This is a genomic window from Bacillus sp. ISL-7 (assembly GCF_018613065.1).
Window position 1 is genome coordinate 65,260 of the sequence record NZ_JAGGQW010000017.1, and the last position, 16,942, is coordinate 82,201.

At 38.3% G+C, this 16,942-nt stretch carries 18 protein-coding genes and 2 pseudogenes; 17 read left to right on the top strand and 3 right to left on the bottom strand.

Going from position 1 to position 16,942, the window contains the following annotated elements; all coding sequences use genetic code 11:
- Nucleotides 1-163 precede the first annotated feature (163 nt).
- From lpdA to J7E66_RS04610, 6 genes and pseudogenes are all read left to right on the top strand, one after another.
- The gene (gene lpdA / locus J7E66_RS04585) at nucleotides 164-1,516 is read left to right on the top strand and encodes a dihydrolipoyl dehydrogenase (protein ID WP_214998235.1); all 1,353 of its coding nucleotides are present in this window, start codon (nucleotides 164-166) and stop codon (nucleotides 1,514-1,516) included.
- 23 nt (nucleotides 1,517-1,539) lie between these two features.
- Complete coding sequence (locus J7E66_RS04590; RefSeq protein WP_214998236.1) at nucleotides 1,540-2,487, top strand: thiamine pyrophosphate-dependent dehydrogenase E1 component subunit alpha; 948 nt, start codon at nucleotides 1,540-1,542, stop codon at nucleotides 2,485-2,487.
- A gap of 18 nt (nucleotides 2,488-2,505) precedes the next feature.
- A complete protein-coding gene (locus tag J7E66_RS04595; protein WP_214998237.1) occupies nucleotides 2,506-3,564 on the top strand; it encodes an alpha-ketoacid dehydrogenase subunit beta in 1,059 nt (352 codons plus the stop codon).
- Nucleotides 3,565-3,577: 13 nt separating this feature from the next.
- Nucleotides 3,578-4,822 (top strand): dihydrolipoamide acetyltransferase family protein, encoded by a 1,245-nt coding sequence (locus tag J7E66_RS04600; RefSeq protein WP_214998238.1) that lies wholly within the window; start codon nucleotides 3,578-3,580, stop codon nucleotides 4,820-4,822.
- A 377-nt stretch (nucleotides 4,823-5,199) separates the two neighbouring features.
- On the top strand, nucleotides 5,200-5,979 hold the full coding sequence (locus J7E66_RS04605) for an acetoin reductase (protein ID WP_214998239.1): 780 nt from the start codon (nucleotides 5,200-5,202) through the stop codon (nucleotides 5,977-5,979).
- A 156-nt stretch (nucleotides 5,980-6,135) separates the two neighbouring features.
- A pseudogene (locus J7E66_RS04610) lies at nucleotides 6,136-6,255 on the top strand (hypothetical protein); the annotation flags it as partial.
- Nucleotides 6,256-6,640: 385 nt separating this feature from the next.
- On the opposite strand, the gene J7E66_RS04615 reads toward J7E66_RS04610, so the two are convergent.
- The 3 genes from J7E66_RS04615 to J7E66_RS04625 form a co-directional block, all read right to left on the bottom strand.
- A complete protein-coding gene (locus J7E66_RS04615) occupies nucleotides 6,641-6,847 on the bottom strand; it encodes a hypothetical protein (RefSeq protein ID WP_214998240.1) in 207 nt (68 codons plus the stop codon).
- Nucleotides 6,848-6,874: 27 nt separating this feature from the next.
- Complete coding sequence (locus tag J7E66_RS04620) at nucleotides 6,875-7,066, bottom strand: hypothetical protein (protein ID WP_214998241.1); 192 nt, start codon at nucleotides 7,064-7,066, stop codon at nucleotides 6,875-6,877.
- Between the two features lie 72 nt (nucleotides 7,067-7,138).
- Entirely contained in the window at nucleotides 7,139-7,465 is a 327-nt protein-coding gene (locus tag J7E66_RS04625) for an ArsR/SmtB family transcription factor (RefSeq protein ID WP_308162462.1), read from the bottom strand.
- 330 nt (nucleotides 7,466-7,795) lie between these two features.
- Here J7E66_RS04625 and J7E66_RS04630 point away from each other — a divergent pair, with 330 nt between their 5' ends.
- The 11 genes and pseudogenes from J7E66_RS04630 to J7E66_RS04675 all read left to right on the top strand — a co-directional run bounded on the left by J7E66_RS04630 (nucleotide 7,796) and on the right by J7E66_RS04675 (nucleotide 16,867).
- Nucleotides 7,796-8,197 carry an ArsI/CadI family heavy metal resistance metalloenzyme gene (locus tag J7E66_RS04630; RefSeq protein ID WP_308162468.1) on the top strand — a complete coding sequence of 134 codons (402 nt, stop codon included), beginning with the start codon at nucleotides 7,796-7,798 and terminating at the stop codon, nucleotides 8,195-8,197.
- A gap of 85 nt (nucleotides 8,198-8,282) precedes the next feature.
- Nucleotides 8,283-8,435: a hypothetical protein gene (locus tag J7E66_RS04635; protein ID WP_214998273.1), complete on the top strand. Its 153-nt coding sequence runs from the start codon at nucleotides 8,283-8,285 to the stop codon at nucleotides 8,433-8,435.
- Nucleotides 8,396-8,563 carry an ArsR/SmtB family transcription factor gene (locus tag J7E66_RS32765; protein ID WP_214998243.1) on the top strand — a complete coding sequence of 56 codons (168 nt, stop codon included), beginning with the start codon at nucleotides 8,396-8,398 and terminating at the stop codon, nucleotides 8,561-8,563. The genes J7E66_RS04635 and J7E66_RS32765 overlap by 40 nt, the downstream gene beginning before the upstream one ends.
- Before the next feature lie 81 nt (nucleotides 8,564-8,644).
- Nucleotides 8,645-8,854, top strand: coding sequence for an NAD(P)-binding domain-containing protein (locus tag J7E66_RS32550; protein ID WP_308162463.1), 210 nt, complete (start codon nucleotides 8,645-8,647; stop codon nucleotides 8,852-8,854).
- A gap of 239 nt (nucleotides 8,855-9,093) precedes the next feature.
- Nucleotides 9,094-9,369, top strand: coding sequence for a hypothetical protein (locus J7E66_RS32555; protein ID WP_308162464.1), 276 nt, complete (start codon nucleotides 9,094-9,096; stop codon nucleotides 9,367-9,369).
- A gap of 1,076 nt (nucleotides 9,370-10,445) precedes the next feature.
- A pseudogene (locus tag J7E66_RS04650) lies at nucleotides 10,446-10,826 on the top strand (malic enzyme-like NAD(P)-binding protein); the annotation flags it as partial.
- A 487-nt stretch (nucleotides 10,827-11,313) separates the two neighbouring features.
- Entirely contained in the window at nucleotides 11,314-12,075 is a 762-nt protein-coding gene (locus J7E66_RS04655) for an SDR family NAD(P)-dependent oxidoreductase (protein ID WP_214998244.1), read from the top strand.
- A gap of 46 nt (nucleotides 12,076-12,121) precedes the next feature.
- Nucleotides 12,122-13,075, top strand: coding sequence for a 3-hydroxyacyl-CoA dehydrogenase family protein (locus J7E66_RS04660; protein ID WP_251032762.1), 954 nt, complete (start codon nucleotides 12,122-12,124; stop codon nucleotides 13,073-13,075).
- Nucleotides 13,076-13,107: 32 nt separating this feature from the next.
- On the top strand, nucleotides 13,108-14,103 hold the full coding sequence (locus J7E66_RS04665) for a LacI family DNA-binding transcriptional regulator (RefSeq protein ID WP_308162465.1): 996 nt from the start codon (nucleotides 13,108-13,110) through the stop codon (nucleotides 14,101-14,103).
- A 229-nt stretch (nucleotides 14,104-14,332) separates the two neighbouring features.
- Nucleotides 14,333-15,619: a histidinol dehydrogenase gene (gene hisD / locus J7E66_RS04670; protein ID WP_214998247.1), complete on the top strand. Its 1,287-nt coding sequence runs from the start codon at nucleotides 14,333-14,335 to the stop codon at nucleotides 15,617-15,619.
- A gap of 462 nt (nucleotides 15,620-16,081) precedes the next feature.
- Nucleotides 16,082-16,867, top strand: a complete 786-nt coding sequence (locus tag J7E66_RS04675; RefSeq protein WP_214998248.1) for a 3-hydroxybutyrate dehydrogenase — start codon at nucleotides 16,082-16,084, stop codon at nucleotides 16,865-16,867.
- Nucleotides 16,868-16,942: the final 75 nt, after the last annotated feature.

Consider the following 16,942-nt stretch of genomic DNA (forward strand, 5'->3'; position numbering starts at 1 on the left):
CTCATTGATACAAAATTTAAAGATGAGTGAAAATACAAAGGAAGAGGAACCACATTGTTATGACAGCGTTTTTATCTATTTTATAAAAGTTGGCACGCCACTTGCATTATATATGAGTGTAATTAACTTTCACTTTAAGACGAAAGCAAGGTGATGAAAAGAAATGAAAGAATTTGATGTAGTTATCATTGGTGCAGGACCCGGGGGATATGTTCCCGCCATTCGGGCTGCACAATTGGGCAAGAAGGTAGCGATCGTCGAAAGAAAGAAAATAGGCGGAACATGTCTGAATGTCGGTTGCATTCCTTCAAAGGCATTATTGAGGCATAGTGAAATGGTTGAAGAAATTCAAAGGGCAAATAGCTGGGGAATTAAAACCGGTGAATTATCGATTGATTTTCCAAAATTAATGAAACGTAAAGATCAAGTCGTACAGACTTTGACTGGTGGTGTTCAGCATCTGTTAAAGAAAAACGACATTACCCTTTTTCAAGGAGAAGCGTCAATTTCGGATGCTTTAGTTGTTTCCATTGGAGACGTCAAAATCAAAGGTAAAGATATTTTATTAGCAACAGGAAGCACACCTTTTATCCCTCCTATTAAAGGTTTGGATAAAATAAACTACCACACTACCGATTCATTCTTTGACTTGAAGGAACTACCAAAGTCCATGACGATCATTGGGGGAGGGGTCATTTCAATAGAGTTAGCTTTCGCAATGGCCCCACTAGGAACAAAGGTGACCATTATCGAAGTAGCTCCTGACATTCTATTAACTGAAGACCTTGACGCACGAAAAATCATTAAAAAGCAGTTACAAAAGAAAAATATACAAACCATTATAAAAGCCAAAATCCAGGAAGTACAAAAAGGGAAGGTCATTTTAGCGGATCAAGAAATCTCATTTGACACTCTTTTGGTGGCAACTGGAAGAAAACCAAATATTGAATTGGCACAAGAACTTAACCTAAAAATGGATGTATCGAACAAGTTTGTGGCAGTTAATGATGATTATGAAACTAGCAAAAAACACGTTTATGCAGTTGGAGATTTGGTAGGAGGCTATCAATTGGCACATGCAGCAAGTGCCGAAGGTCTCATTGCGGTTCATGCCATGAATGGCGATCATCCTCAACCTCTAGATCAAACGGAAATTCCTAGATGTGTCTATACACATCCTGAAATCGCTTCGTTCGGGCTCAATGAAGAACAAGCCAAGAATGCCGGTTATGATGTAAAAATAACCACATCTAACCTTGCAGGAAACGCGAAAGCCATTGCGATGGGGGAAACGGAAGGATTTATCAAAATTATCTCGGATCATCAATATGACGAAATACTAGGTGCCGTTATTGTTGGGGCGAATGCAACAGAGTTAATTGGAGAAATTTTGGCCATTAAGCACTCAGAAGGCACGATGAATGAACTAGCAAGCATGGTGCATGCCCATCCTGCCATTTCTGAAGCGATTGGGGAAAATGCAAACGCTCTACTTAAACAAGCAATTCATATGTAAACAACAAAAGGGAGGAATAATAAATGGAAAAGAAAGAAGTCCTTTGGATTTATCAAAAGATGAATGAGATTAGGTTTTTTGAAGAAGATGTGCATCGTACTTTCGGAAAAGGTTTAATTCCAGGATTTGTCCATTTGTATGCAGGAGAAGAGGCTGTTGCAACAGGAGTAATGGCATTATTAGATGATGAAGATTATATTACCAGTACCCACCGTGGACATGGACATGCGATTGCAAAAGGTTGTGATATCAAAGGCATGATGGCAGAGATTATGGGTAAAAAAGATGGCTTAGGCGGAGGAAAAGGTGGATCCATGCATGTTGCCGATGTTGGTAAAGGAATGCTAGGCGCCAATGGAATTGTTGGGGGTGGTTTCGGCTTAGCAGCTGGTGCAGCTCTTAGCATTAAGACTCTAGGAAAAGACAATGTCGCGGTTTGCTTCTTTGGTGATGGAGCGTCAAACGAAGGAACATTCCATGAAGGTCTAAATCTAGCTTCTATTTTAGACTTACCGGTCATTTTTGTTTGTGAAAATAACCAATTTGGTGAGGGTACACCTTTTAGATATGCAAGTGCATCTGAAACCGTTTCTGAAAGAGCATCATCTTATAATATGCCTGGTGTACGTGTGGATGGTATGGATGTTGAGGCTGTTTACAATGCTACAAAAGAAGCCATCGAAAGGGCAAAGTCAGGTAACGGTCCTACCCTAATTGAATGTGATACATACCGGAAATATGGTCACTTTGAAGGGGACGAACAAAAATACAAAACGGATAACGATCCAAATAAAGACCGCGATCCAATTATCGAATTCAGAGAAAAAGCGCTTCAAAATGGTTGGATGACAGCAGAAGAGGCGGATGGTATTGAAGCACAAGCTAAAGAAACGATCAAAGAAGCAGTTGCTTTTGCTGAAGCAAGCCCACTACCAGATTTAGAAACTTTATATACGGATATATTTGCATAAGAATAGGGGGAATGAAAAATGACAAAAAGACAAGTAACTTTTATGACTGCTATTACTGAAGCGATGACACAAGCAATGAGAAAAGATGAAACCGTTATCTTAATTGGTACGGATGTTGCTGGCGGTGCTGAAGTCGACCATTTAATCAAAGACGATGGACGTTATGATGATGCATTTGGTGGGGTTTTCGGATTATCCAAAGGAATGGTTACAGAGTTCGGTCGCGGACGTGTCATTGACACACCGATCGCAGAACACGGATATTTTGGTGCAGCAGTCGGTGCGGCTGCTACAGGCTTACGTCCCATTTCTGAATTGATGTTTAACGACTTCATCGGATTTGCTTTAGATCCAATCTTAAATCAAGGTGCAAAGATGCGATATATGTTTGGCGGAAAAGCAAAAATCCCACTTACTGTTCGGACAGTACATGGTGCAGGAGCAGGAGCAGCTGCCCAACACTCCCAAACTTTATATGGGATGTTCGGTTCTATTCCGGGAGTTAAAGTAGTCGTTCCCTCCAATCCATATGACGCAAAAGGGTTGATGCTAGCAGCGATTGAAGACGATAACGTAGTCATTTTTTCGGAAGATAAAACCCTCTATGGCATTAAAGGCGATGTGCCTGAAGAATATTATACAATTGAAATTGGTAAAGCCAATGTGACAAGAGAAGGAACGGACCTTACGATTGTGGCGATTGGTAAAATGGTTCGAGTAGCCCATGAAGTGGCAGAAACATTAGATAAAGATGGAATCTCAGTGGAAGTCATTGATTTAAGGACGGTTGCCCCTTGGGATCAAGAAACTGTGTTGGAATCGGTGAAGAAAACGGGAAGACTAATCGTTATTGATGAGTCAAATCCACATAACAACACAGCTACTGATATTGCATCAGTAGTGGCGGATAAAGCCTTTGATTATTTAGATGGTCCGATTAAAACGGTATGTGCACCAAATACACCGGTACCATTTGCGTTTAATTTGGAACAGGCCTATATTCCGGATGCAAAAAAAGTATTGACTGTTGCAGAAGAGTTAATTGCTGACTTGAAAAAACAACTTGTAATGAAATAGGAGGTGAAGCGAAATGAGTGAAACAATCGTAATGCCTAAATTAGGAATGACGATGACTGAAGGTACCATTGTTGAATGGTATAAAGAAGTGGGAGATCCTGTTAACGAAGGCGAAGCGGTTTTAATGATTAGTTCAGAAAAATTAAACCAAGAAGTTGAAGCTCCGATATCGGGTACTTTACTCATTAAAAATGCGGAGGTTGAAGAACAACTAGAAGTCGGTGCTCCAATAGCTGTGATTGGAGAAGAAGACGAAGTGGTTGTAAAGAATGAATTACGAGTTGAGCAAACAGTAACAGCCCCTGTAGAAGCGGAAGCTATTGATCAACCTGCTAAAATGAAAAAATTCGAAGGAAAGATAGTAAAAGGTAACCGGATATTCATTACTCCATTAGCGAGAAAAATGGTTAACGAAAATAATCTGGATATTGATTTAATTAAGGGTACCGGTGGAAACGCTAGAATTACAAAACGAGATATCCAACGTGTTTTAGCGGGTGGTTACGATTATCAAGCAGAGTCACAAGTTGCAGCAGCCCTAGCTACACCTGCCGCCAATTATGAATCCGTAGGTGAAGGTCTACGTCCGATGCGAAAAGCGATTGCTCGCAATATGCGTAGAAGTTTGGGACAAACCGCTCAATTAACGTTACATCGAAAGGCAAATGCTGATCGTTTAATTGATTTCCAACAAGTGCTAAGGAAAGAAATTGAGTCTGCTGATTTAGATGTCAAACTTACTTTGACTGTATTGGTTGCTAGAGCAACGGTTTTAGCATTACAAGATTTGAAGAAAATGAATTCTCACTACCAGGATGGCAAATTGACAGAGTTTGATGAGGTTCATCTAGGCATTGCAACTTCTTTGGACGATGGCTTGTTAGTCCCTGTCGTTAAGAATGCCCATCAAAAAACAATCGGTACTCTGGCAAAAGAAATAAAAGAAATATCAACGAAAGCAAGAAACGGTCAGGCAGGCGGAGATTTACTAACTGGCTCAACATTCACCATTACAAACCTTGGAGCCAGTGGTATTGAATACTTTACACCTATTTTGAATACACCAGAAACAGGTATTTTAGGAGTAGGGGCGTTCCAGGATGAATTAATCTTAGATGAAGAGGGCAAAGTTAAATCCGTTAAGAAAATTCCATTTAGTCTCACCTTCGATCATCAAATAGCAGATGGTGCTCAAGCAGCAGAATTCCTAAATGTCTTAGTCAAATATATTGAGACACCTTATTTACTAGTTCTCTAATAAAAGTATTAAAAGAGATTAACAGTTAATGAATAGCCATCTATTGTTAATCTCTTTTTGCATAGGATTATTTTGAACTAAACAGGGGGGGAGCGTCAGGATTTTGACAAATTACAATGGTATGAGAAAAACCTTATATCAATAGGGTTTAATCTATTGAGATTTAATAGATTTTTTTATGAAATCAGGCATTTAGATGTCTCGTATGACTTGTCTCAAAAATCTTATCGTTGTTAAATATTCCGTTTTTAACGTCACAAGCTGCTTAGCGTAGTAAATCCGCACTTTCGGGACGGGGCCCCAACCCTAAGATTTAGAGGGTTTCAATATGAGTGTAAAATTTTTATTCAATAAATACATTTTTGGAGGAAATCATAATGACTAAACAAAAAGTTGCAGTAATCACTGGTTCAGGTCAAGGAATTGGTAAAGGATTAGCAGAACGTCTAGCAAAAGATGGTTTTTCAATTGTACTTAGTGATATTAATGAAGCAACATTAAGTGAAGCAGTTAAAGAATTTGAAGAAAAAGCTGTTAATGTAACTTCATTTATAGGAAACGTTTCTAAATTAGAAGACCAAGTAGCGCTAGTTCAAAAAGCAGTTGATACATTTGGTAGTGTTGATGTGTTTATTAATAATGCTGGTATTGAAGGACAAGTAGCCCCACTTTCTCAAGCAGACCCAAATGCTGTAGACCGTGTTTTTGATATAAATGTTAAAGGTGTAATATACGGCATTCAAGCAGCCGCGAATCAAATGAAAAAGCAAGAAACTGGTGGCAAAATTATTAATGCTTGTAGCATAGCTGGTCAGGAAGGATTCGAAATGTTAGGTGTATACTCTGCATCGAAATTTGCTGTTAAAGGCTTAACACAGGTTGCTGCTAAGGAACTCGCAAAAGATAAAATCACAGTTAATTCTTATTGTCCTGGAATTGTAGGGACATCTATGTGGGAACGTCTCGATGAGAAAATGATGGAGCATATGGGTACAAAAAAAGGAGAGGCATTCCAAAAATTCGCAGAGGGAATTGCACTTGGGCGTACTCAAACTCCTGAAGATGTGGCGAATCTAGTTTCCTTCTTGGCATCATCCGATTCTAATTACATTACGGGGCAAAATATTTTAACTGATGGTGGCATAGTTTTCAATTAATTCTTACTGTGATAAAACAGATCTATAATTAGGCAGGAAACCTGTATAAATGTTAATAACAAAAAAGCGAATCTCTAGAATTCGCTTTCAGCCTATTAAGAAAAGGAATCGGAATGATATCTCGGAGCCTATACTGCAGCCCAGCAGGGACATAATGTGACAATTATTGACTAAGGGCTGCTTGGAGGCACATGTTTATGTGAAGGTTGTATGCCTACTAAATCCCTTTTAGAAAGTGCTGGAGTGTACAGTAAACTTCAACATGCGAGTGATTTTAGTTATCTTTTTATCACTTGTATTGTTGCTTATCTTCCTAATTTTCGATATCTACTATTTATTTGCTTGGGGACTGATATAATCTGTTAAAGTGACGCTTTGAGTTATTACAGCGGCACTTTTATTTTTTTTTCGGGATTATTAGATGTCAATTCCAATTTATTATTGGAGAAATTAGAGGAACTATAGTCTTATTTAAGGAATAAATAAAGATTGTGAAGAATTGTAATTAAACTAAAGAGTGCTTTTTTCAGTATACAAATTATAAAAAAGCCGAAAATATGCAAGTTTTTATTCATTTCTTGGATATTTTCAGCCTTTACATTCAAATAACATACTGCAATAAACAGCAATTTTATTGCCAAATACAAGGCCCATGAAATAGTTAATTTTCACCCTTACTTAAATGTTTAAAAGCATCTAAAAATCTCTCATAAGTTTGTTTACCATATTGCTCGATGTTGTTATTGAAGAACAATTCAATGGTTAATTCCTTTGCTTGTTGCAATGAACAATTTCGTGAAATCATAACTAAGTTTATATAGGAAAGAAAATACTCTTTTTTTAATGTACTGGCATGATTAACAGTCAAAATAGCAACCTCCTATAGGACGAGTGCCTAACAACAGCATACGCAATCGCAATTTGTTTTTAAGATAGTTAATTGTTGTTTCGATTTAAATTTCTTAACTAGGTTTTGAAATAACGTGTCCTTTTGAAAATCTTCCATTTTCCAGGCATTTTGTGCTTTTCTTTCAACTTCCTCTTGGCGTAATTTCATCATTTGATATACCTCATACTCATTAAACATGTTAATTCCCCCCTATTAATCAAATTATATTGATGTATTAATCAAAAAAAATTGATTTAATTTCTAAAAAAATTAGCAACAGGTTGGTTTAAAGATACAGCAAAGTTCATGGGACAATAAATGATTAAGTTCCTCTTGATTCAATTCATAATAACTCCAGGTGCCCTTTGTTTCTTTCTTGATAAGGTTGGCATCTAATAATATCTTTAAATGATAAGACAATTTCGATTGAGCCATATCCATCATGGGAGCGAGATCGCACACGCACATAGAACCATTCTGAGTTAGGATATTCATTATTTGAAGTCTTTTTTTATCAGCAATAGCTTTAAATTTTAATTCATATTTTTCAAACACTTTATCTAAGGATATATCTTGTAATTGAATTTCTTCTTTCACCTTTATCACCCACTTCATTAATCAAATAAACTTGATACGTTCATGATATATCCAAAATTTTCATGTGTCAATTGATTAAATCAAAAAAAGTTGATTTAAACTTATATTTTATTATATTTCAGAGAAGCTAAAATGATACAAATAAAAAATCAATTTTTTTTGATAAAGGGGTAGTAATTAGAAAAAAGTGCTAATATACTGAAACTGTAAATCAAGAAAAGTTGATTTATTGATTATAAATCAAAAATATTTGATTTATAAAAAATCATGAGGGAGTTGTTAATAATGAAAATGCATATTGGAGTCAATGTAACGGATTTAGAATAGTCAATTGAGTTTTATACTAAAGTATTTAATACGGAGCCTGTAAAGGTTAAACCAGACTATGCCAAGTTTTTACTTGATGATCCTGGACTCAACTTCACTTTAAACTTAAAAGACGCTGTTTCAGGAAACCAGGTAGGGCATTTTGGCTTTCAAGTGGAAAATCAAGAAGAAGTTCTTCAGCATATAGACCGTTTAGAAAAATTAGGTTTTTTTGCACGTGAGGAAATGGATGTTACCTGTTGCTATGCTACTCAAGATAAATTTTGGGTAACAGACCCAGACGGAAACGAGTGGGAGTTCTTTTATACAAAAGGTGATGTAGAGACTATGAAAACTGAATCAACATGTTGCGCAACTCAACCAATAAAAGTAGAAATCAAAAACTCTTCATCTTGTTGCTCATAAGATTGGATAGCATCATGCTCTCCTTCCCTTTTTATTCCGCATAACAAATTCAAAATTAATAGATATGAATTTAGGTGAACTGACGTTGATTAATGATGAAATACAAAGCTTTTTGAAAGCTTTGGCTAGTGAAAAGAGACAGGAAATAATGTTTCTATTTTTGGATAGAAAAGAGGTAACTGTAAACCAGTTGCAGAGTTGGTTGGAATTAGCCAATCAACAGCTTCTGAGCAATTAACAATATTAAAAAAAGCAGGATTATTATTTTCCCGTAAGGAAGGCAAGGGAGTTTTTTATTCCACAAACAAAAACAAAATCATGGAATTACTGCAAGATCTAAATAAGTTATTGATTGCCTGTTGCTAAATGGACGTGTAGAAAAAACTATATGTTCATTATTTTTAATAAAACATATCGTTAAATAACGATATGTAAGGAGAAGATGATATGGAAAATACATTCGATTGTATAGTTATTGGAGGAGGTCAAGCAGGATTAGCATCATCGTATTACCTGAAAAAGTGGGGACTAAAGTATTTGATTCTTGAGGCAACCGAACAGGTAGCAGGCTCCTGGCAAAAGTATTATGATGGCTTAACCTTATTTTCTCCAGCAAGATATTCATCACTCCCATCCTGCGATTCAAATTGCCTATGAATTAGCCCAGGTTTCAAGAGTGTCCCTTGCAACCAGAAACCCGATTTCTTATACACCACAGCGAATTTTAGGAAAAGACATTCATTTCTGGTTGAAAGTAACTGGTGTTGATACGCTACCTTATGGTAGAAAATTCTCCATGAATACGTCAGTTATGGATACAGGGGTCTATAAAGAAGCTATATTAAATAATCCCCGATAGTAAGCCGATGTTCACTAACTATACAGAAGAAGGTGTAATGTGGAGTGATGGCGGAGAGGAAAAAGTAGATTCGGTTATTTATGCTACTGGTTATAAGCCAAATATTAATCATTTAACATCACTAAAAGATGCGATACATCATTCAGGTAACCCAATGCAACATAAAGGGATTAGCAATAAGATTGATGGGCTATATTACGTGGGTCTTTCAGGACAACGAACTCTTTCCTCAGCAACCATTCGGGGTGTCGGAGCAGATGCAAAATACATTGTTAAGCATTTAAAAAAACACATCGATATTAGTTTGAAATAATTGATATACCCCTTGGGATTAATGCCAAGGGGTTATGTTTGAAATACCGTTGGTTGTTTATACATTTTACTCCTGAATTTGTCCTCCGGTTTGTCCTCCGATGTTTTATATTTCATTTAATTCATTTAAGTCGAACTTTTTATAAATGTTGATTTAGAGCCTTTTTTTATACACTATTTCTTTCTATTATATCTCAAAATGAATGGGCGGCATGATGTAATAAGGGGATAACCCTGTTATATCAACGTTCGCACCGATATAATAGTTCGCTTGTCCTCGTTTCACAAAACACGATGAACGGTGACAAAAGAATACCCAACTATAAAAGAAGGCCTTCCATCAGTTTTCTAAACTGTTGGGAGGCCTTTTCTTCTATATGACACGACGTGTTATATTATTCAACCAAAATGTATTTTTGACTTAGCTTAAATGCTTATTAATGATACCCTTGGTCATATGGAAGTAATCTTTCTTCAACCTGATCCCATTAGCATAAAGAAAGCGCCTCTACTATTGTAGAAACGCTTCCATTTAATTAAATCCCTTTCATTATGCTTCCTCAGCCTTTGGTTCAATCATAGTAAATAGAATGAGAAGAATCAGTAATGCGCTTCCCGCAAAGAATAAAAACACTGGATGTTATTTATGAAAGGATAGATTGTATATGAGTTCGATAACCAGAAAAATTAAAAAGGTCTTTAGTAATTAAAAAATAGATTCTCTTGAATACAAGGTGCTCGCTAGAATCTATGAAAACTTTGCCAGGTATATAATTTATCCTATGCGATAAGAGTAAAGTTGTTTTAGCTCTCTGTGCATTGCTATATAGTCATTATTTCTTTTTTAGTTAATTGACTTGAATGTTGTTTTTTAATAATAATGACAAATAATCTTGCTAATAAACAGAAAACTCCTGCCAAGAAGAATGCCCACGTTGGAACGCCGTATGCGGTGAATGTCGCACGTACGGTGTGGATAGGGGGAAAAGGTGGCGATAAATTCAAAGCCTTACCTATCTGTATCAAGAAGAAGGTCGCCTTTTTTCTTTTTCCACAAGTAATATTGTGAAATGTTTAATGAGTCATGATCCGATTATTTTTGCTTTAGCAAACCCTGTACCGGAAATTATGCCGGAAGAGGCGAAACAAGCGGGGGCCCTTGTAGTGGGGACCGGGCGTTCTAACCTGCCTAATCAAATTAATAATGTACTGGTATTTCCCGGAATTTTTCGCGGTGACTAGATGTTAGGACCAAAGAAATTAACGAGGAAATGAAGATTGCAGCCGTTCATGCTATTGCGGATTTGGTTACAACCGAGGAGCTTAATGCCAGATCCAAGGGTAGCAGCGCAGGTTGCGGCAGCTGTTGCTAAAAGTGCAACGAAACGAATGTTGGCCAAAAGGTTGTTCATGCAGATTAAGCAAAAAGCAGATAAAAATAAATGCTTGACAATTTAAAAAGGTTCATGGATTATATAGTTATGAATACGCTCACAATATTGAAAAACATTAATTTATTCAGTGTTTGATGGTTATATAAAATATTTTTTTAACAAAGGTTGCATACGTATGCAAAAAAGGAGGGGGCATCATGGCAAAATTTTTAAAAACCGGTAAAAGTAAAGCAGATATTGCAAAAGCAGATGCACAAAATTTGTACCTATCAAAAAGTATACGGAAGCAACAGCCATGATTGGTGAATACTGTGCACGCCTTTGCGAGCTTGAGAACTTCACTGCCCACGCGGAACAAACAAAATTGCGTGTTCGCCGTTACGGGAAAGTAGAAGCAAGCAAGTAAGCATCTTTATAAATTATTCAGCCAAATAAAACACCGGAATTTTTCCGGTGTTTTTCTTGCAAGATAGAAAGGATCATAGTTTGGAAGCTTGGAAAATTAGTTTTTAGGGGAGCATTAATTTTCATCCGAAAGAGGAGAGTCAAAAATGTCATATTTTAGTGAGTTAGTTGGTCAAAAGGTACTGGTGACGGGTGGAAACAAAGGAATTGGCAAAGATATAGCCATCGCTTTTGCTAAACTTGGAGCTGATGTAGTGATTGCGGGCAGGGATGAAACGACCCTTATTTCCACTGCTGGACTTCTGCAAACCTATAATCCAAAATCTTCTTTTGTAAAGGCGGATATGCAGCAGGTAAAAAGTATTCGCAGCATGGTAGATTTTGCGAATGAGCATCTTGGTGGGCTGGATGTGGTCGTAAACAATGCTGGCATCAATATTCCGAAGCCTGCGATGGAAGTAACCGAAGAAGATTGGGACTGCGTTATTGATACCAATCTTAAGGGGACGTTTTTCTGTGCGCAGCAGGCAGGAAAATATATGATTCCGCAAGGGAAAGGGAAAATTATCAATATTGTATCACAAATGGCGTTTGTCGGTTATATCAAGCGTGCAGCCTACTGTTCCAGTAAAGGCGGGGCCGTGCAATTAACAAAAGCACTGGCGGTTGAGTGGGCTCCTTTTAATGTCAAAGTAAATGCCGTTGCCCCTACATTTATCGAAACAGAGTTTACTCAAAAGATGTTTACCGACCAAGCTTTTTATCAGGATGTGTTATCGAGGATTCCGCTTGGAAAATTGGCTCAACCATCAGATGTAACTGGGGCCGTGTTATTCTTAGCATCGGATTTGGCTAATTTTATAACAGGCGAGACGATCCGTGTTGATGGGGGCTGGACCGCTATTTAGAACGGTAAATTATGAAACTAGCAAAAAAGGGAGAATGAGCTGGGTAATGGAAAAACTATCAATTTTAGGTTCAGGGACAATGGGCCATTCAATTGCGCTTTCCGCCTCTATGGCTGGATTTTTCGTTAAGGTTTGGGGAATCAGTGAAGAGGATATCAAACGTGGACAACAGGATCTTCAAGGAAAGCTTGAAGTTTTAGCAGCAGAAAAAGTAATAACTGAATCGGGGAAAAAGGAAATTCAAGACAGGATCGTATTCATGGCCTCGATGAAGGAGTGTATCAGCAATGCCACCTTTATCATTGAAGCCGTTCCTGAGAATTTGGAACTTAAACAAGACTTGTATAAGCAACTTGATGAACAATGTGGAACAGGTGTCATTTTGGCAAGCAATACGTCTGGACTCAGCCCAACGGCGATTGCAGCATCTATGGTTCATCCGGAACGAATGGTCGTGACGCATTTCTGGAATCCTGGCCATTTGATTCCGTTGGTTGAAGTGGTTCGCGGTGAGAAGACATCCGACACAACGGTCAAGCGGGCATTGGCATTGTTAACGGCAATGGGGAAAAAACCAATTGAGGTAAAAAAAGATATTCTCGGTTCAATTGTGAATCGATTGCAATATGCTCTGTTTAGAGAAGCGCAAAATATATTGGAAATGGGTGCCGCAACGGTTGAGGATATTGATGCAGCAGTCCGCTACAGCATCGGCCGGCGCCTCCCGGTTACAGGTCCGTTTATGACTGCCGATATGGGCGGACTGGATGTATTTGATAATATATCAAGCTACCTTTTTCAAGATTTGTCCGTTGCACCGGCCTCCCTTGGTTCGATGCGAATGTTAGTCGATGAAGGGAAGTACGGGCAGAAAAATGGGAGAGGTTTTTATGAGTGGACTCCTGAATTCTCAAATAAAATGAACAAACAGCGTGAAAAAGAATTGATCAGATGGTTAAAACAGGACCTTCTGGACCATAAGAACTCACCTGTGATATAATCATGGAAAAATATGCGTGGAGGAAAAAGGCTGTGCAAAGAAATGTTACGGCCTCTGACGTGGCTAAATATTTAGGGATGTCCCAGTCCACTGTGTCCCGCGTGTTCACACCTGGGGCAAGTGTATCGGAAGAAACGCGAAAAAAAGTACTTGAAGCGGCAAGGGAATTGGGCTATCGTCCAAATGCAATGGCCAGAAGTTTAATCACCAAAAAAAGCAATATGATCGGTATCGTCATGGGTGATATTAAAAATCCCTTTTATCCTGAAGTTCTAAGCAAATTTTCGAGAGAGCTGGGCAGAAGGGGCTATCACGTTTTATTTGTTAATGCAGAAAATGACCAACTTAGCGGCGATGAAGTGAATCAATTTTTAGAATATAACGTGGAAGGGGTTGTCGTCACAGATGCCCTTTTTACCTCATCTGTGGCCAACTATTTTAAAGATAATAATATCCCGATTGTTTTGTTTAATAGATACAGCCAGGATCCCCTTTTTCATGCGGTCGCCTGTGATAACGTGGATGGCGGCTATCAGATTGGAAAGTATTTAATTGAAAATGGGCATCACAATTTTGCTTTTATATCTGGAACTCATAATACATCAACCAGTCATGATCGGGAAAAAGGATTTCGGAATGCCCTCGTGGAAAGTGGATATAATTTGATCACAGACAATGGCGAGTACACTTATGAGGAAGCCTATCAGGCTGCCCTCCGTCTTTTCAACAGTAAAAATCCTCCGGATGCTATTTTTTGTGCCAATGACATTATGGCACTCGGAGCGATAGATGCTGCAAAAGAAATGGGAGTCCGCATTCCTGAGGATGTATCCATTGTCGGCTTTGATGATATTAGCATGGCGGCATGGTCCGCCTATTCGTTAACAACGTGGAAACAGCCTGTAAATGAAATGATTGAAGCAACAATTGAGATACTGTTAGGTGAAAAAAGTGAATCGGAAAGCTTGTCCGTTAACAAGTCGATTAAAGGGCACCTTGTGGAAAGGAATTCAGTCGCACAACGTTAAACCAGTTCTCTGAAAGAGAGCTGGTTTTTTACTGTCCGTTGTTTAAGTACAAACCTATTAAATTAATTTGAAAATTTTTATATGAAAGCGCTTGACAAAATAGAATAAGAGTTTTAATCTAAACATGTGATTGTTATGAATACGTATGCAAAATCATATTATCAAATGAGTTATATATTATTATTTAGGTATTTGCATTCGTATTCAACATATATAAGGAGGCGCCATCATGGCTAAATTTTTAAAAACTGGTAAAAGCAAAGCAGATATTGCACAAGCAGACGCACAAGTCAGAGAAACTGTACAAAAGATTTTAGAAGATGTGGAAAAACGCGGGGATGAGGCTGTACGTGAACTATCCGCGAAATTTGATAAATGGTCTCCGGAAAGTTTCCGCCTGACACAAGAACAAATTGACGAAATTATCAAGAGTATTCCTGAACAGGACATTGAAGATATTAAATTTGCACAAGCCAACATTCGCCGTTTTGCTGAAGCACAAAAATCAGCGTTGCAGGATCTTGAAGTTGAAACATTGCCTGGAGTTATTTTAGGACATCGCAACATTCCAGTAAACAGCGTTGGCTGCTATATCCCAGGGGGACGTTATCCAATGCTTGCTTCCGCACATATGAGTGTGTTGACTGCAAAAGTAGCTGGCGTCAAACGCGTTATCGCATGCACACCGCCAATCAACGGAGAAATTCCAGCCCATACGATCACTGCAATGGCATTGGCAGGTGCGGATGAAATTTATCTTCTAGGCGGCGTCCAAGCCATGGCTGCAATGGCACTTGGAACGGAGACCATTGAACCTGTTGACATGTTGGTAGGACCAGGAAATGCCTTTGTTGCAGAAGCAAAACGCCAATTGTTCGGTAAAGTGGGTATTGACCTTTTAGCCGGCCCAACTGAAACACTTGTGATTGCAGATGAAACTGCAGATGCAGAAATGGTGGCAACTGATTTACTTGGACAAGCTGAACACGGCCCTACATCTCCATGTGCGTTAATTACAACATCTGAAAAATTAGCTCAAGAAACATTAGTGGAAATTGAGCGTCAATTGAAGCTTCTACCTACCGGAGAAATCGCACGCATCGCATGGGAAGACAACGGTATTATTATTTTAGTTGATAGCTTGGAAGAAGCTGTAGTAGAAGGCGACAAACTGGCATATGAGCATGTTCAAATCTTAACGGAAGATCCAGAATATTTCCGTCAGAACATGACCAACTTCGGTGCATTGTTCCTTGGAAAAGAAACAAACGTAGCATATGGGGATAAAGTAATCGGTACCAACCATACACTTCCAACGAAAGGTGCAGCGCGTTATACTGGCGGACTTTGGGTAGGAAAGTTCATCAAAACTTGTACTTACCAAAAAGTATCACCTGAAGCAACAGCCATGATTGGCGAATACTGTGCACGCCTTTGTGAACTTGAGAACTTTGCTGCTCATGCAGAGCAGGCAAAGTTGCGTGTTCGCCGTTATGGGAAAGTAGAAGCAAAGTAAGGGGAAGTCAAAAGAAACTGACGAGACCACTTAAATTGAAAGAACAGATTAAAAGAGGAAACGCACATTGCGATCCTCTTTTAATCTACTATAAAGCTAGTAATTTAACTTATCTTCCTGGCCTAAGGGAGACTTTTACAACAATTTTTTAGTGTAAGAACACCCCCATTGTTTAGATAAACATTCCGTATTTACGGAATGATAACAATAGGTAAAGTCCTTTAAAATCAGTTTTTCATGTTGGCACGATGTTTGCATACTAAACAAAAGGGGAGAAAAATTAAATAACATATTGGGAAGGAGCTTAGAAATTATTGGCGCGGCTTAAGGCATATGAAAAAGATCATTTTAGTCTTAAATGAACTTTTTCATACGAAAACAGACTTTTTTATACCTTATTTTGAAGATAGACAAAGGTTCATTTTTAGAGATCATGAAAATACCAAAAAGGAGGAGTTAAGCATGGCAAAGGCATTAGAAGGAAAAACAGCATTTATTACGGGATCAGCCAGCGGAATCGGTCTGGAAATTGCGAAAACATTTGCAAAAGAGGGAGCGAATGTCGTGATCTCCGACTTAAATGCGGAAAAAAGCGAACAAGCTGCTTTGGAATTAAAAGAACAGGGATTTGCAGCATTGGCTGCCCCTTGTGATGTGACAGATGAGGAAGCCTTTAAGAGCAGTATTCATTTAGCACGAGATGTGTTTGGGAAGATTGATATTCTGGTTAATAATGCCGGCCTCCAGTATGTCGCACCGATTGAAGAGTTTCCAACGGAAAAGTTTGAGCTGCTAATAAAAGTGATGCTGACTGCTCCGTTTATTGGAATTAAAAATGTATTCCCTCTTATGAAGGAGCAAAAGTTTGGCCGAATCATCAATATGGCGTCCATTAATGGAGTCGTTGGCTTTGCCGGTAAAGCTGCCTACAATAGCGCCAAGCATGGGGTTATTGGTTTGACAAAGGTAGCCGCATTGGAAGGTGCAGAGCATGGAATTACGGTTAATGCCTTATGCCCAGGCTATGTAGATACGCCACTTGTCAGAAACCAATTAGCTGATTTAGCAAAAACAAGAAATGTGAGCTTGGAAAGTGTCATTGGAGAAGTACTCTTGCCGCTAGTTCCGCAAAAAAGACTATTATCCGTAGCGGAAATTGCTGACTATGCCGTCTTTTTGGCAAGTGATAAAGGAAGAGGAGTAACAGGGCAAGCTGTGATTTTAGATGGAGGATACACAGCCCAGTAATCAGAAAATCGGCTTCCTTGAAAACGGTCCAAACCAAGATTGCTTTTTGGCTATAATAACAGTAAAAAAAGTATC

Excerpts from the sequence above, each read along its gene's own strand:
- lpdA (WP_214998235.1), top strand. The coding sequence starts at position 164 with ATGAAAGAATTTGATGTAGTTATCATTGGTGCAGGACCCGGGGGATAT.
- J7E66_RS04590 (WP_214998236.1), top strand. The coding sequence starts at position 1,540 with ATGGAAAAGAAAGAAGTCCTTTGGATTTATCAAAAGATGAATGAGATT.
- J7E66_RS04595 (WP_214998237.1), top strand. The coding sequence starts at position 2,506 with ATGACAAAAAGACAAGTAACTTTTATGACTGCTATTACTGAAGCGATG.
- J7E66_RS04600 (WP_214998238.1), top strand. The coding sequence starts at position 3,578 with ATGAGTGAAACAATCGTAATGCCTAAATTAGGAATGACGATGACTGAA.
- J7E66_RS04605 (WP_214998239.1), top strand. The coding sequence starts at position 5,200 with ATGACTAAACAAAAAGTTGCAGTAATCACTGGTTCAGGTCAAGGAATT.
- J7E66_RS04620 (WP_214998241.1), bottom strand. The coding sequence starts at position 7,066 with ATGTTTAATGAGTATGAGGTATATCAAATGATGAAATTACGCCAAGAG.
- J7E66_RS32550 (WP_308162463.1), top strand. The coding sequence starts at position 8,645 with ATGGAAAATACATTCGATTGTATAGTTATTGGAGGAGGTCAAGCAGGA.
- J7E66_RS32555 (WP_308162464.1), top strand. The coding sequence starts at position 9,094 with ATGTGGAGTGATGGCGGAGAGGAAAAAGTAGATTCGGTTATTTATGCT.
- J7E66_RS04655 (WP_214998244.1), top strand. The coding sequence starts at position 11,314 with ATGTCATATTTTAGTGAGTTAGTTGGTCAAAAGGTACTGGTGACGGGT.
- J7E66_RS04660 (WP_251032762.1), top strand. The coding sequence starts at position 12,122 with ATGGAAAAACTATCAATTTTAGGTTCAGGGACAATGGGCCATTCAATT.
- hisD (WP_214998247.1), top strand. The coding sequence starts at position 14,333 with ATGGCTAAATTTTTAAAAACTGGTAAAAGCAAAGCAGATATTGCACAA.
- J7E66_RS04675 (WP_214998248.1), top strand. The coding sequence starts at position 16,082 with ATGGCAAAGGCATTAGAAGGAAAAACAGCATTTATTACGGGATCAGCC.